This window comes from Kocuria sp. MNB10 (assembly GCF_054073685.1).
Map to the genome: position 1 here is coordinate 1,569,530 of NZ_CM133411.1, position 12,916 is coordinate 1,582,445.

Consider the following 12,916-nt stretch of genomic DNA (forward strand, 5'->3'; position numbering starts at 1 on the left):
GCGCCCGGAGCATCCGCCGACACGATTCGGCGGGGAGGAGTGACCCGGGTCCACCAGGAAAAGGGGGCACGGCCATGAGGTCCGCGCGTAAAACCGCTGTCGCGGCAAGCGGCACGACACTGTGTGACATGAAGCCGGGTGATTCCCAACGGGTCGACTCAGTGCTGCAGGCCGCGGATCCCGCCGTACGCCGTCGCCTCGAGGCCCTGGGCTTCCGCCCCGACGAAGAGGTCACGTGCGTGCGACGCGCCCCCATGGGGTGCCCGATCCTGTTCCGCGTGTGCGGCGCGGACATCTGCCTGCGCAAGGAACAAGCACGCATGATCACGGTGGCCGGTTCCGCGGCGGTGAGTGATCGACCCGAACTCGCCCGGTCGGCGTCGTGACCTGTCATGCACCCGAGGGGCGTGGGAACACCGTGTCCCTGGACGCCGCCGAGGTGGCCCTGATCGGATGCCCCAACACCGGCAAGTCCTCCCTGTTCAACCGGCTCACCGGCCTGACCGCCGCCACGGGTAACTACCCCGGCGTGACCGTCACGCGCTCGCGAGGTGTGGCCGCCACCCCCGCCGGCAGGATCACGCTCACCGACCTCCCCGGGACGTACTCGCTCGAACCCGCGAGCCCGGACGAGCAGGTGGTCCTGGACCACCTCACGGGAGCCCTGGAAACCGACGAGGCACCCGGTGCCCTGCTCGTGGTGCTGGACGCCACGACCATGCACCGCGCCCTGGGACTGTGCGCGGAGGCGCTCGCGCTGGGGCGGCCCACCGCGGTGGTGCTGACCATGATCGACGAGCTGCGCGGCCACGGCGGGGACATCGACACCGCCGCCCTCTCCCGAGCGCTCGGGGTGCCCGTGGCGGAGACCGTGGCGCACAAGGGCCGGGGGATCGACGACGTCCGGGAGCTGCTGGGCCGCGCCGCCCAGTGGCCCGTGGCACTCGTCCCGCCGCCCACGGGGGATCAGGCCCAGCTCGGCGCCTGGATCCGTTCCGTGCTGGACGCCGCGAGCTACCGGGCACCGCACGAGTCGCGGGCCACCACGGGGATCGACCGCGTCCTGCTGCACCCCGTGTGGGGAACGCTGGTCTTCTTCGGCGTGATGTTCGGGTTCTTCCAGGTCATCTTCACCGTGGCCGCCCCCATCCAGGATGCGATCCAGGGGGTCTTCGACTCCCTGGGTGCGGCGGCATCCGAGAACCTGGGGTCGGGGTTCTTCGCGGACTTCGTGGGTACCGCACTGATCGGCGGTGTGGGCGGGGTGCTGGTGTTCCTGCCCCAGATCTTCTTCCTCTACCTCATGATCTCGATCCTGGAATCGGTGGGATACATGTCCCGCGCGGCATTCCTGATGGACAAGATCATGGCGCGCAGCGGGCTGGACGGCCGCGCATTCGTGGCCATGCTCTCGTCCATGGCGTGCGCGGTCCCCGGGATCATGGCCACGCGGACCATGCCGTCCTCGCGTGACCGGATCACGACCATCATGTCCGCTCCGCTCATGACGTGTTCGGCCCGGCTGCCCGTGTACCTGTTGTTGATCTCCATGGTCGTCCCGGCGGACGCCAGCTGGGGTCCCGTGGGTCTGCAGGGCGCCGCGCTGTTCGGCATGTACCTCCTGGGTGGTCTGGCGTCCCTGGTGGTGGCCCGGATCTTCAAGGCCACGGTGCTGCGGCGCGGAGCCCTCCCGTTCTACCTGGAGATGCCCCCGTACCGCGTTCCCACCCTGCGCGGTTTGTTGCGCGCGGTGTGGACGCCGGTGAAGATGTTCATCCGCAAGGTGGGCACCATCATCCTGGTGGTCACAGCGGTGCTGTGGGTCCTGATGAGCTTCCCGGCCCGCGAGGCGGAGACCGCTCACATGGACGAGGCCCAGGCACAGTCGTCCCTCATGGAGAACTCGTGGGCCGGCAGCGCGGGCAAGGCCGTGGAGCCCGTCTTCGAGCCACTCGGTTTCGACTGGCGCGTGGACATCGGCCTGATCGGCTCGTTCGCGGCGCGTGAGGTGTTCGTCTCGACCATGGGTCAGGTGGCCGCCGCGGAGGATCCGGAGGATCCCGGGGAAGCTCTGCAATCCATGACCTACACGCACGGTCCGCGCGAGGGTGAGCGGGTGTTCACCGCACCGACGGTCGTGGCGCTGTTGCTGTTCTTCGCGTTCGCCATGCAGTGCGTGTCCACACTGGCCACGATGCGCCGCGAGACCAACTCGTGGAAGTGGCCCGCCGTGGCTATCCTGTACATGTTCGCGCTGGCATACTCCGCGGCGTGGCTCGGCCACACCGTGACGGCGTGGGTGGTGGGGTCGTGAGCATCAGGACCGAGCCCGTACTCATGCACCCGGAGGCCACCTCGGATCCGCGGGTTTTGCGGTGGGTGCTCACCGGGCGCAGCGATTCCCTGGCTCACACGACGGCGGAGCCGGACAGCCCGCTGCAGCGTCTCGTGGTTCACGGAACCTTGCGGCGCGCGACCGGCGGGGCCGGGTGGATCGACACCGAGTTGGGTGTGGGGCGCGAATGGCGCGACATCGCGGCCGAGGTGCGCGACGCCGTCGGCGAATGCGCCGCCCATGCCGCGCCGCACACCGCGAGCGATGCCGACCTGCGGGAACTCGCCCAGGAAGTGCTCGAGCGGGAGATCGCACCCTTAGCTGGGGCGCACGGTGGCCGGATCGAGATCGTGGGCGTGGAAGGCCACACGGTCACGGTGAGTCTGGAGGGCGCGTGCCACGGGTGCCCCGCCGCGAAGGTCACGTTGCAGGACAGGTTCCAGTGTTCACTGGCCCGCAGGATCCCGGACGCCACGGTGGTTGAGGACTCACGCTCGGCGGCCCGCACCACCGCGCGTCCCGCCGGACCGCTGCGGTTGCCCTTCCCCCGGTGGCGCAAGGACTGAACTCCTCGCGCGGCGGAACTCAGCCGTACTTCTCGGGGTCCTTCCGGCGCAGGTTCTCCCGCGCCACCGCGGTGAGGTTCTCGAGTGGCAGCCCCGCCGGGCAGACCTCCGTGCAATCGCCCAGCAGGGAGCACGGGCCGAACTCGTGCTCGGCGGCGTCGAGCACCTTGCCCGAGCGCTCGTCGCGTTCCTCGGGCGTCTTGGCGAGCGGCGGCAGTTCCTTGAGCAGCGTGCCCACGTAGAGCTGCCCCGAACCGTTGGGGCACGCGGCCACGCACGCGCCGCAGCTGATGCACCCGGCGGTGTTCAATGCCTTCATCGCGACCGGGAACTTGGCCTCCTTGGCCACGCGCCGCAGGGCCTTCTTGTCCACGGACAGGTCCTTCTTGACCGGGAACGCTCCCGCGCGCAGGGGCTCGATGAAGATCTCGTCCCCGTCCCGGTAGGCCCTGAGCGACTGCGTGCACGAGGCCCGGTTCTTCTCCGGTCCGTGGGCCACGCCGTCCACGGTCACGCCGCACTTGCCGCAGATGCCCTCGCGACAGCCGTCGTCGAAGCTCACCGGCTCTTCACCCTGGCGCTCAAGCGTCTCGTTGACGGCATCGAGCAGTTCGAGCACGCTCATGTCCTCGCGGGCCTGCACGGGGTGGACGGTCTCGAAGCCACCGGGTTCGTCCTCGCCCGCCTGGCGCCACACGTGAACGGTCAACAGCATCAGCGCACCACCTTGGTCAGTACGGCCACGGGAATGCTCACGTTCCCCAGGGCGACGACGCCGCCCACGGCCTTAGCGATCGTGTCCACCTGTCGTACGCGTCGCGCGGTCCCGGTCACCCCGGTGTCCATCGCGGCGGTCCGCAGCCCGTGGATCATGTGTCCGGCGAGCGCGGCCATCGAGGCCGTGTAGAACACCGCCACGGACGGCCGGGACAGGCTCGCCACCAGGTTGCCGTACGCGTCACCGTGGGCGTGATCCACGGACGCGGCCGGACGGGCGCCCGCCGTCAGGTCCAGCACGTGGTACACCGTGAACAGTCCGAGCACCGCGCCCGTGGAGCGCATCGAGCGGGCGATGATCCGGGGGACGGAGCGGCGTCGGCCCCGGGGGCGCTGACGTGGCGCGTGGCGATCGGAGCGGCTGGCCAGGAAGGCGCCGTTGAACGCCGCTTTCCGGTACCGTTGCGTCCCACCCGGGGGAGGCGCGAGGGGGAAGCCACCCCGCACCTTCTGCGCGGCGGCACCCACCCGCCACGTGATCGGCCGGAGCGCATCCGTGACCGTGCGGCCCTCGGCCCGCATGGCCCGCAGCGTGAGCTCGGTGCCGGCCAGCACGTGGGTCGCGGCACTTCCGAGCAGCCCGATCCGCACGACCCACAACACCGAGGTGCGGGGCAGCACCGGTGCGCCCACGGTGCGAATGAACTCGGCGTACTCGTTGTAGTGCTCCCGGCCTAGGTAGACCTGCATGTTCCCGGCCATGTGCCCCACCGTGAACACGCTCAACACGGTGCCCGAGGCGGCCATGGCGAGCTTGAGGTCGGAGCTGTGGGCGTCCCCGAACATGCGCTGCCAGGCATCGCCGGCCACGGCAGCAATCCCGGCAGAGGTAAGCGCATCCGCGGGGGCGGCGGCCGGGCGGGTGGTGCCGATGACGGTTCGCTCGGTCGAGGGCTGGGCGGCGGGATTCATCACTGAGCCATCCTAGAAGTTCCTTCGGGACATATCAGTTCGCGGGGTCACACGCGGTCATCGTCACGGATCGGGGAGAAACCTGGGCGGTGGTCACCTGCAGTTGGCGGCGTGGGTTCCACGGTCGTTTTCTTCGTGCGGATGTTCACCTTCCGATAAGTGATTCACGTGTGCCGTGCGTGCGCGTCCGCGCAGGCCGGGACCGCCACAGATGGATCAGCAGCGCGGCACCCCAGACCAGGAACAGTGGATCCCACAACCATGCGTGACCGATCATGGCTTGTCGCTCGTATCCGGTGGCTGGGCGGATGAGCCCGATGAGCACGGCATTGCTGATTACCGTGTTGGCCCCGCCGTAGATCACCAGGACCACGGCACCCACCCAGCTCAGGGCCCGCCAGAACCGCCGCCAGGGCACCCTGCCGTAGGCCTCCGCCACTGGGATGACGGCCGCCATGAGCTTGAAAAGTGAGACCATGCCCAGCGCCAGCCCGGCGGCCAGGGGTGCCTCGTAGGACAGCCGTACCGCCCACTGCCCCACGGTGTCCAGCAACCAGTGCCCGCCCAAAGCCCAGTAGAGGCTGAATCCGGTATGCACGACCCCGGCCGCACACGCCAACCAGACCCAGCTGCGACCGTCGCGGGATCGGGACAACAAGCTCATGTGGTCAAGCTAAGCGCGCTCTGCCAAGACCTCCGCGATCGCGTCCAGCGCTTCCTCGTTCTGCAGCGAGGAACGGTCGCCCAGCTGCTCGCCCTCGTAGAGCTGGGTCAGCAGGCGGCGCGTGATCTTCCCCGAACGGGTCTTGGGCAGATCCGGAACCACGATGACCTCGCGCGGTTTGGCGATCGGGCCGATCTCCTGGGCCACGTGCGCGCGCAGCTCCTCGCGGACCTCTTCCGCGGACAGCGATTGCGCATCCGCCGTGAGCACCACGCACGCCAAAATGGCGTGGCCCGTCACCGCGTCGCGGATCGGGGTGGCCCCGGCCTCCACCACGTGGGGGTGGGTCACCAGGGAGGATTCGATCTCGATCGTCGACAACCGGTGCCCGGACACGTTGATCACGTCGTCCACCCGCCCCAGGATGTAGAGGTCGCCCTCGTCATCGGTGCGTGCGCCGTCCCCGGCCAGGAACCAACCGCGCTCGCCGTAGGCCGCCCAGTAGGAGAACAGGTAGCGCTGCGGATCGCCCCATACCGTGCGGGCCATGGACGGGCCGATCTTGTCGACCACCGCGAAACCCTGCAACCCCGGGGCCACTTCCTCGCCGGCCTCGTCCAGAACCCGCACCGACACGCCGGGGACCGCACGCGTAGCGCAACCGGGCTTGAGGGAGCTGTGCGCAGCGGCGTCGTCGAACGTTCCGGGAGGGGCGAACTGCGGATCGTGCGGGCGTGGGGATGCGACGCACGAGCCCGTCTCGGACTGCCACCACGTGTCCACGAAGGGCACCTCGTCGCGGCCCACCTGGGTGCGCAACCAGCGCCACGCCTCCGGATTGATGGACTCGCCCACGGCGCCGAGCAACCGGATCGAGGAAAGGTTGTAGACCGGGGGTAGTCCCTTGGGGAACGCTCCCATGAGCGAGCGGATCAGCGTGGGTGCCGTGTAGTAGTTGGTCACGCCGTAGCGCTCGATGATCTCGAAGTGGCGGCCGTAATCCGGGGTGTTGGGCGTGCCCTCGTAGATCACCTGGGACACGCCGTTGACCAGCGGGCCGTAGATCTCATAGGTGTGCGCGGTGACCCACGCGAGGTCCGCGGTGCACCAGTGCACGGTGGAGCCCACCTTGGCGGGGTCGTTCACGGTGGAGAGCTCGTCCGGGCGCAGCACCCCGGACGCGTCGGGCACGTCCGGGAGCAGATCGAACAATAGGGCATGCGTATATGCCGTCTGCACCATGTACCCGCCCATCGTATGGACCAGGCCCTTGGGCCTCCCCGTGGTGCCGGACGTGTAGATGATGAACAGGGGCGTCTCCGCGTCGAACGCCTCCGGTTCGTGGACGTCCGAGACGCCCGCGGTGAGCTCGTGCCACCACACGTCACGCCCGGGGGTCCACGGCACGAGTTCCTCGTCCTTGGAATGCAGGCCCCGGGTGCCGCGCGGCAGATCGGTGCGCCCGGGCCGGGACGTGCGGCGCACCACGATCACGTGCTCGATGCTGTTCTCACCGCTGCAGGCCTCGTCCGCATTGATCTTCACGGGGACGACGGCGCCGCGCCGGTTCTGCCCGTCCGTGGTCACCAGGACCTTGGCTCCGGTGTCCTCGACCCGGAACTTGAGGGCTTCTGCGGAGAACCCGCCGAACACGAGCGAGTGGATCGCCCCGATGCGCGCGCACGCGAGCGTGATGATCACGGTCTCCGGGATGACCGGGAGGTAGATGACCACGCGGTCGCCCTTCTCCACGCCCAGTCGGAGCAGGGCGTTGGCGGCCCTGGATACCTCACGCTGCAGGTCCGCGTAGGTATAGACCAGGCGGTCCCCGGGTTCACCCTCGAAGTACAGGGCCACGTGCTGACCACGCCCGGCTGCCACATGGCGGTCCACGCAGTTGTACGAGACGTTGAGTTTCCCGCCTTCGAACCACGCGATCTCGGGCACGGTGTAAGTGGGGTTGCCGTCGTGGTCCTCACCCGTGCGCTGCGGCTTCTCGAACCGGTGAGCCGTGTGCCATGGCTGCGCCCAGTCCAGCCGCCCGGCCTGCTCGACCCAGAACTGCACCCGGGCGTCGTCGGAGATCAACGCCGGGTTCGGTGTGGGGTGAGCGGGGTCTGAGTACGAGTGTGTACCGGTCACGAGTCCTCCTGTGATGTCGATCCGAACGGTCGGTGTCTGCAACGGCCGGGCCCCCGGTGGAACGACCGGGCCGCGGTGGAACGGCGGGCGCCGGCGGGAACCGGGCGGGTTGTCACCTGGTTCCGGCCACGCTCCAGCGCCGCTGCGTCCACCACTCGAAGATGCCGAGCAGGGCGTCCGTGAGCTTGCCCAGCACGGCCAGCAACAGGATCGCGAGCAGCAACCGGTCCGTGCGGCCGTTGTTCTGCGAATCGGTGAGCAGGAACCCCAGGCCCATGGAGGAACCCAGCAGTTCCGCGGCCACCAGGAACAACCACGCCTGGGCCAGGGCCAGACGCAGCCCGGAGATCACGGAGGGCAGCACCGCGGGCAACTGCACGGTGGTGAAGAGTTTGACCCCGCGCAGCCCGAAGGACCGTGCGGCTTCGATCAGGTGCCGGTCCACGTGGCGCAGCGCGGCGGACACCGTGGTGTACACCGGGAAGAAGGCGCCGATTGCCACCAGGGTCACCTTGGAGTTCTCCCCGATCCCGATCCACAGCAATAGCAGCGGCACCCACGCCAGGGACGGCACGGCGCGCAGCGCGCCGATCGTGGGCGAGCCGATGGCCCGCGCCCACGGGGAGAGCCCCAGCAACGCGCCGAGCAACAGCCCGAGCCCACTGCCGATCAGGAAGCCCACGATCACGCGCTGCGTGGAGATCCCCACGTGCAACCACAGGTCACCGCTGCGCAGCAGCTCCCATCCCGCGGCGAGCACCGCGGACGGGCGCGGCAACTGCACGGGGGAGAAGGTCCCGTTCGTGGAGAGGGTGTGCCACACGAGCACCAGCAGCACGGGCAGGACGATCCCGATCAGCCCCAGGGCCCAAGGATTGCGCAGCGCGCTGGGACGCGTGCGGGAATCCGCCGCGGCAGGGGTGTCTGATGGGGGTGCGACGTCGCCGGGCGCCACCACGCCCGCCCCGTGGCGTCCGTCGTCGTCGGACAGTGTGGCCACCGCAGTGACGCCAGCTGCTTCGGAGGACGTGCCGCCCGGTGCTTCGCGGGACGCGCCGTCCGAGGACCGCGGTGCGGCGGAGGAGGTGTCGTGAGTGCTCATGAGGACTGCTTCCCTTCGATCACCTGGGCCACGGCGGCCGCATCGGCGTGTTGTGCGTAGTGCTGCTCCACGATGTTCGCGAGCGCCTCGTCCACGTCCTGCTGCGAGGAGACGTCCCCGGATTCCACCAGGATGGGCCCGACCCGCTCGAGCACCGCGAGCTGTTCGGGGCCCGGAACGGGGTCGATGTCCAGGTGGGTGCGCTGCCAGACCCGCCGGGCGGTGTCGCGATCGATGCTCGCGCCTTCCGCGAGGATCGCGATCCCCTCCTCCGGGTGCTGCAGCGCCCACTGCCGCGCGTAGGCGTACGTGTTCACCACGTCCTGCGCACCCGTGGGGTTCAGCTGCAGGAACACCTCCCGCGCGTTGAGGAACCCGTACGTGTTGAACTCCAACTGCCGGTGGAACAGCACGTCCCCCGCCTTCTCCGCGGCGGCCATCACGGGGTCCAGTCCGGACCATGCGGCCACCTGACCGGTGTCCAGCGCGGTGCGCCCGTCCGCGTGCTGCAGGTTCACCACGGTGACGTCCTGGGCGCTCATGCCCGCCGCGCCGAGGGACTGTAGGAGGAAGAAGTACGGATCCGTGCCCTTCGTCGCGGCCACGGACGTGCCCGCGAGATCCGCCACGGTGCGCACGGGGGAGTCCGGGGTGCGCACGAGCGCGGACCACTCGGGCTGTGAGAACAGGTCGATCGTCCTGATCGGCGAGCGGTTGGCACGCGCGAGCAGTGCGGCGGAACCTGCCGTGGAGCCCACGTCCACGACCCCGGCGCGTAGCGACTCGTTGGCCTTGTTGGAACCGGCCGAGTACACCCACGTCACGGTCTGACCGTGGGCCTCGGCGACCTTCTCGAGCCAGCCCTTGGCCTTGATGATCAGGGACAGCGGGTTGTAGGTCGCATAGTCCAGGTAGATCTCGTGCGCGGAACCGCCGGCCACACCGCGGCCCGGACCTTCGCCCTCCATGACGCATCCGCTCAGGGGCAGCGCCAGCGCGGACAGGCCGAGTGCCTGCAGGGCGCGGCGTCGGGACAACTGCGCCATGCGCTCAGCGCTCCACGCCGAGCAAGGCCAACAGGTGGGCGCGCAGCGCGGTGATCTCACTGTCCTCGCGGGAGCGCGGGCGGGCCAGCTCGGGGGAGATGATCTCGGCGATGGTCGCGGGGCCCGTGGCCGTTTCCCGCGCGAGCACCACCACGTGATCGGAGAGCACCAGGGCTTCCTCGACGTCGTGGGTGACCATGAGCACGGTCGTGGGATCGGCGCGGTGCACGTCCAGCAGCAGATCCTGCATCCTGATCCGGGTCAGGGCGTCCAGGGCCCCGAAGGGCTCGTCCAACAGCAGGACCCGCGGGTTCCGTGCCAGGGCCCGGGCGAGGGATGCGCGCTGTGCCATGCCCCCGGAGATCTCCGAGGGACGGTGATTCGCGTGGTGGGACAGGCCGACGAGCTCCAACAGCTGCGCCACCCGCCGCTTCCCTTCCCGGGCGGGAGTCCCGTGGGGCAGACCCAGTGCCACGTTGCGCGCCACGCTGCGCCACGGCAGCAACCGCGGTTCCTGGAAGCCGACGGCGCAGCGCGGGTCGATCTCGCGCACCACCGAGTCGTCGATCCGGACTTCGCCCTCGCTCGCCGTGCCGAGCCCGGCCACGGCGCGTAGCAGGGTGGACTTGCCGCACCCCGAGGGGCCCAGGACGGAGACGATCTCGCCCGGACGCACCGTGAAGGTCACGTCCCTCAGGACGTCGTGGACATGCGCTCCGTGGTGTGCGGGGAAGGACTTGCCGACCCGGTCGAAGGTGACCGCAGCGGCGTCGACGGCAGATTCCGGGCGCGTGAGGATATGGCTCAATTCATCAACTCCATCGTTCCTGGCATTAGCACCTTGCCCGCGTGGGGCTGGTTGCTGCGACGTCAACGAGCCAGGTCTCTCAGCCGCTCCGGATGGGAACCACACCATTGAACGGGCCGGGAGCCCGCGGGTGCAAATCGTGTGACGCGCCGGGGCGCCGTCGTGACGTGCCGTAACCCGAGGTGTTTCCGAGGACCGGGGATCCCCGTTAGGATCGATGCCACAACGATCACGAGTGCCGACGTTTAGCCCTGGCTTGTCGGACGGCAACCCTCTCCCGTAGCGGGGTGCCCCAGGTGAGGATCGGGCCGCATGACACACCGCATGCGGCAAGTACGGCGCCACACAAGCGCGCTGGACCCGCAAGGTAGGCCGCCGTAGGTGGTGCACGGGGCGCGGGTCGTGTTCCTGCTGAGGGGCTGACCGAGATGAGCAAACGGATTTCCGTCAACGCGTTCGACATGACCTGCGTGGATCACCAGAGCTTCGGGTTGTGGCGTCACCCGCGGTCCCGGGCCACCGAGTACAACACCATCGAGTACTGGACGGGGCTGGCCAAGCTGCTGGAGCGGGGCAAGTTCGACGCCCTGTTCCTTGCGGACGTGGTGGGCATCTACGACATCTACAAGAACTCCGCGGCTCCGGCCGTGCGTGACGGGGCCCAGTTCCCGGTCAACGACCCGTTCATGCAGGTCTCGGCCATGGCCGCCGTGACCGAGCACCTGGGCTTCGGCGTGACGAGCGCGGTGACCTACGAGCAGCCCTACACCCTGGCCCGCAAGTACGCCACACTGGATCACCTCACCAAGGGCCGCGTGGGATTCAACGTGGTGACCTCCTACCTTCCGTCCGCTGCGGAGAACCAGGGCCTGCCGCGCCAGATTGAGCACGATACGCGTTACGAGATCGCGGAGGAGTTCCTGGACGTGTGCTACAAGCTTTGGGAGGGCTCGTGGGAGGAGGACGCTGTGGTTCAGAACCGTGAGACGGGTGTCTACGCGGATCCCACCAAGGTCCATCCCATCCGGCACAGCGGGGAGCACTTCACGGTTCCCGGAGCGGGGCTCACGGCACCGTCCCCGCAGCGCACACCGCTGATCTTCCAGGCCGGCGCGTCCTCGCGCGGGCAGGCGTTCGCGGGTAAGCACGCGGAAGCCGTGTTCATCGGCGGGTTGCGCCCGGACCTCACGCGTTTCGTGACTGACAAGATCCGCGACCGGGCTCAGGCCGAGGGCCGCAGCCGTGACGACGTCAAGATCTACGCGATGCTCTCCGTGGTCGTCGCGGACACGGACGAGCAGGCCCAGGAGAAGTACCGCGATTACTTGCAATACGTGGACCTGGAGGCCTCCCAGGCGATCATCGGTGGGTGGTCCGGCGTGGACCTGTCCCAGTTCGACGAGGACGAGGCCTTGAACTACATCAAGACCGACTCCATCCAGTCCTTCCTGACCCCGTTCACGCTGCAGTCCAAGGACAAGCAGTGGACGCGCGAGGAGATCGCCAAGCACTGCGCCCTGGGTGGGATGGGTGCGGTCCTCGTGGGCTCCGCGCAGACCGTCGCGGATCAGCTCGAAACCTGGGTGGACGAGGGCGGCCTGGACGGCATCAACCTGGCCTACCATGTGAGCCCCGGTTCCTTCGAGGACTTCGTGGAGTACGTGGTCCCCGAGTTGCAGAAGCGCGGGCGCTACCGCACCGAGTACGAGGGCACCACCCTGCGCGAGTCCCTCTACGGCGAGGGCCGTCCCCGGGTCAAGGACACCCATCCCGCTGCGAAGTACCGCGGCGCGTTCGTGGGCGAGCCCTCCGTCGCGGACACGCCGTCCCGCGAGCTGGTGGGCTGACACCTCCCTCCAACGACGACGCCGCTCGCACCCGGTCCCGCAGGTCCGGCAGGGCGGCGTCGTCGACCCCGGTCACCGTGACCGCCCCATCCCTGGCGATGGGGAAGAGAGCGACCCCGTCATGACCTTGTGTCAGCTGACGACGACCAGGATTCCCCACTGGGTTCTGCCCTGCGGCGGAGCACCTTGCCGTGGAGGCGTTCGCGGATGACGTCACCGGATCCGCAGTGCCCGGATCCGTGACGGTCGTAGGGTGGAGGAAATGCCCGTGACCCGGAGGGAACCGTGGACGAGGACCTGCTCGGAGTGATCATGCTGTCGTTCAGCACGGTCCTGGTGTGCGTCGTGACAGTGGTGACCGTCAGGGCAGCGGCCGCCGGCTCGCTCGATCGCAACGGGGCCGTGGGCCTCCGGACCCGGCACACGCGCGCGTCCGACGCCGCGTGGTCCGCGGGTCACGCCGCGGCCCTTCCGAGGGTGCGGTGGTCCGTTCCCGTGGCCGTGTGTGCCGTGGTGGCGGCGATCGTGTTGCTCGTTCTGGGGTGGCCCGAATGGGGCATCGTCGCCGGGCTGGTGGGTGTACTGCTGCAGGTCGCGGTGCTGGTGTCCGCCGTGGGGCCGGCCAACCGTGCCGCTCGGCGGGCCGCGCAAAAGTCGGCTCCAGAACCCCGCGCCTGAGACCGGGGCGCGTGAGCGGCGTCGTCGTCCCCCGATGCG

At 69.2% G+C, this 12,916-nt stretch carries 12 protein-coding genes and 2 riboswitches; of the genes, 5 read left to right on the forward strand and 7 right to left on the reverse strand.

Going from position 1 to position 12,916, the window contains the following annotated elements; translation table 11 throughout:
• Positions 1 to 128 precede the first annotated feature (128 nt).
• From ACW9PK_RS07035 to ACW9PK_RS07045, 3 genes are read left to right on the forward strand one after another with little or no spacing between them, the layout of a single operon-like run.
• Positions 129 to 386: a FeoA family protein gene (locus tag ACW9PK_RS07035; RefSeq protein WP_457015403.1), complete on the forward strand. Its 258-nt coding sequence runs from the start codon at positions 129 to 131 to the stop codon at positions 384 to 386.
• 32 nt (positions 387 to 418) lie between these two features.
• Positions 419 to 2,314, forward strand: coding sequence for a ferrous iron transporter B (feoB, locus tag ACW9PK_RS07040; RefSeq protein ID WP_457015404.1), 1,896 nt, complete (start codon positions 419 to 421; stop codon positions 2,312 to 2,314).
• Positions 2,311 to 2,901 carry a NifU family protein gene (locus tag ACW9PK_RS07045; protein WP_457015405.1) on the forward strand — a complete coding sequence of 197 codons (591 nt, stop codon included), beginning with the start codon at positions 2,311 to 2,313 and terminating at the stop codon, positions 2,899 to 2,901. The genes feoB and ACW9PK_RS07045 overlap by 4 nt, the downstream gene beginning before the upstream one ends.
• A gap of 19 nt (positions 2,902 to 2,920) precedes the next feature.
• Here the strand turns inward: ACW9PK_RS07045 and ACW9PK_RS07050 are convergent, their stop codons facing one another.
• The 7 genes from ACW9PK_RS07050 to ACW9PK_RS07080 form a co-directional block, all read right to left on the reverse strand.
• Positions 2,921 to 3,616, reverse strand: a complete 696-nt coding sequence (locus tag ACW9PK_RS07050) for a succinate dehydrogenase/fumarate reductase iron-sulfur subunit (protein WP_145003731.1) — start codon at positions 3,614 to 3,616, stop codon at positions 2,921 to 2,923.
• On the reverse strand, positions 3,616 to 4,590 hold the full coding sequence (locus ACW9PK_RS07055; RefSeq protein WP_457017178.1) for a succinate dehydrogenase cytochrome b subunit: 975 nt from the start codon (positions 4,588 to 4,590) through the stop codon (positions 3,616 to 3,618). Before ACW9PK_RS07055 ends, ACW9PK_RS07050 begins: the two co-directional genes overlap by 1 nt.
• A gap of 145 nt (positions 4,591 to 4,735) precedes the next feature.
• The gene (locus ACW9PK_RS07060; protein WP_457015406.1) at positions 4,736 to 5,254 is read right to left on the reverse strand and encodes a DUF3995 domain-containing protein; all 519 of its coding nucleotides are present in this window, start codon (positions 5,252 to 5,254) and stop codon (positions 4,736 to 4,738) included.
• Between the two features lie 9 nt (positions 5,255 to 5,263).
• Positions 5,264 to 7,396 carry an AMP-binding protein gene (locus tag ACW9PK_RS07065; protein ID WP_457015407.1) on the reverse strand — a complete coding sequence of 711 codons (2,133 nt, stop codon included), beginning with the start codon at positions 7,394 to 7,396 and terminating at the stop codon, positions 5,264 to 5,266.
• A gap of 112 nt (positions 7,397 to 7,508) precedes the next feature.
• Positions 7,509 to 8,498 (reverse strand): ABC transporter permease, encoded by a 990-nt coding sequence (locus ACW9PK_RS07070; RefSeq protein WP_457015408.1) that lies wholly within the window; start codon positions 8,496 to 8,498, stop codon positions 7,509 to 7,511.
• Entirely contained in the window at positions 8,495 to 9,544 is a 1,050-nt protein-coding gene (locus ACW9PK_RS07075) for an aliphatic sulfonate ABC transporter substrate-binding protein (protein WP_064846527.1), read from the reverse strand. The genes ACW9PK_RS07070 and ACW9PK_RS07075 overlap by 4 nt, the downstream gene beginning before the upstream one ends.
• A gap of 4 nt (positions 9,545 to 9,548) precedes the next feature.
• Positions 9,549 to 10,352: an ABC transporter ATP-binding protein gene (locus tag ACW9PK_RS07080; RefSeq protein ID WP_368844784.1), complete on the reverse strand. Its 804-nt coding sequence runs from the start codon at positions 10,350 to 10,352 to the stop codon at positions 9,549 to 9,551.
• A 7-nt stretch (positions 10,353 to 10,359) separates the two neighbouring features.
• Positions 10,360 to 10,451, reverse strand: a riboswitch (SAM riboswitch).
• Positions 10,452 to 10,579: 128 nt separating this feature from the next.
• A riboswitch (SAM riboswitch) is annotated at positions 10,580 to 10,694 on the forward strand.
• 77 nt (positions 10,695 to 10,771) lie between these two features.
• Between ACW9PK_RS07080 and ACW9PK_RS07085 the strand changes: the two genes are divergently transcribed.
• Positions 10,772 to 12,199, forward strand: a complete 1,428-nt coding sequence (locus ACW9PK_RS07085) for an LLM class flavin-dependent oxidoreductase (protein WP_457017180.1) — start codon at positions 10,772 to 10,774, stop codon at positions 12,197 to 12,199.
• A gap of 285 nt (positions 12,200 to 12,484) precedes the next feature.
• On the forward strand, positions 12,485 to 12,877 hold the full coding sequence (locus ACW9PK_RS07090) for an SdpI family protein (protein WP_457015409.1): 393 nt from the start codon (positions 12,485 to 12,487) through the stop codon (positions 12,875 to 12,877).
• The last annotated feature ends 39 nt before the right edge of the window (positions 12,878 to 12,916 follow it).

Coding starts and splice junctions, on each gene's coding strand:
- ACW9PK_RS07035 (WP_457015403.1), top strand. CDS start 129: ATGAAGCCGGGTGATTCCCAACGGGTCGACTCAGTGCTGCAGGCCGCG.
- ACW9PK_RS07050 (WP_145003731.1), bottom strand. CDS start 3,616: ATGCTGTTGACCGTTCACGTGTGGCGCCAGGCGGGCGAGGACGAACCC.
- ACW9PK_RS07055 (WP_457017178.1), bottom strand. CDS start 4,590: ATGAATCCCGCCGCCCAGCCCTCGACCGAGCGAACCGTCATCGGCACC.
- ACW9PK_RS07060 (WP_457015406.1), bottom strand. CDS start 5,254: ATGAGCTTGTTGTCCCGATCCCGCGACGGTCGCAGCTGGGTCTGGTTG.
- ACW9PK_RS07070 (WP_457015408.1), bottom strand. CDS start 8,498: ATGAGCACTCACGACACCTCCTCCGCCGCACCGCGGTCCTCGGACGGC.
- ACW9PK_RS07075 (WP_064846527.1), bottom strand. CDS start 9,544: ATGGCGCAGTTGTCCCGACGCCGCGCCCTGCAGGCACTCGGCCTGTCC.